This is a genomic window from Bacillus sp. HMSC036E02 (assembly GCF_001836235.1).
Taxonomy (GTDB): domain Bacteria; phylum Bacillota; class Bacilli; order Bacillales; family Bacillaceae_G; genus Bacillus_A; species Bacillus_A cereus.
Map to the genome: position 1 here is coordinate 1 of NZ_KV827822.1, position 752 is coordinate 752.

The window sequence follows — 752 nt, forward strand, 5'->3', positions numbered from 1 at the left end:
TTGTCCCCCCTCTTCTTTTAATTTTTCTTTAAAAGAATTGCTCCTGCAATCCCTGGGTGTGTCATTTCGAATGGATCTAGAATTAACTCTAAGTCTTCTTGTGACAATACACCATTTTTCACACAAAGTTCTCGAACGGATTGGCCTGTTGCAATTGCTTCTTTCGCAACGCGAGCTGCTGCTTCATAACCGATATGAGGGTTCACGGCTGTAATAATTCCTACACTTTTCTCAACATACTCTTTTAAGCGATCTTCATTTGCTTCAATTCCTTTTAAGCAATTATCTGTAAAGGCACGGAAACCGTTATTCATAATGCTAATCGATTGAAGTAAGTTGAAAACAAGTACTGGTTCCATAACGTTTAATTCTAATTGTCCTGCTTCTGAAGCAAGGCAAATTGTATGGTCATTACCAATTACTTGGAACGCAATTTGATTAATTACTTCTGGCATAACAGGGTTTACTTTCCCTGGCATAATAGATGAACCTGGTTGACGAGCTGGTAACATAATTTCCGCTAAACCAACACGCGGACCTGATGCCATTAAGCGAAGGTCATTCGCAATTTTAGACATATTCATCATACATACTTTAAGCGCTGCAGATACTTCAGTATAAGCATCCGTATTTTGCGTCGCATCTACTAAATCTTCTGCACCAACAAGCGGTAATTCACTAATTGCAGCTAAATGTTTTACAACTGCTTCAATATATTCTGGATCTGCATTTAAGCCTGTACCAACTGCAGT

The 752-nt window shown here is 38.7% G+C and carries 1 protein-coding gene; it reads right to left on the minus strand.

Annotated elements, in window-relative coordinates:
- Window positions 1-17 precede the first annotated feature (17 nt).
- Window positions 18-752, minus strand: a 735-nt coding sequence (locus HMPREF2590_RS08345) for a lyase family protein (RefSeq protein WP_083325423.1), incomplete at its 5' end; no start/stop codon positions are given.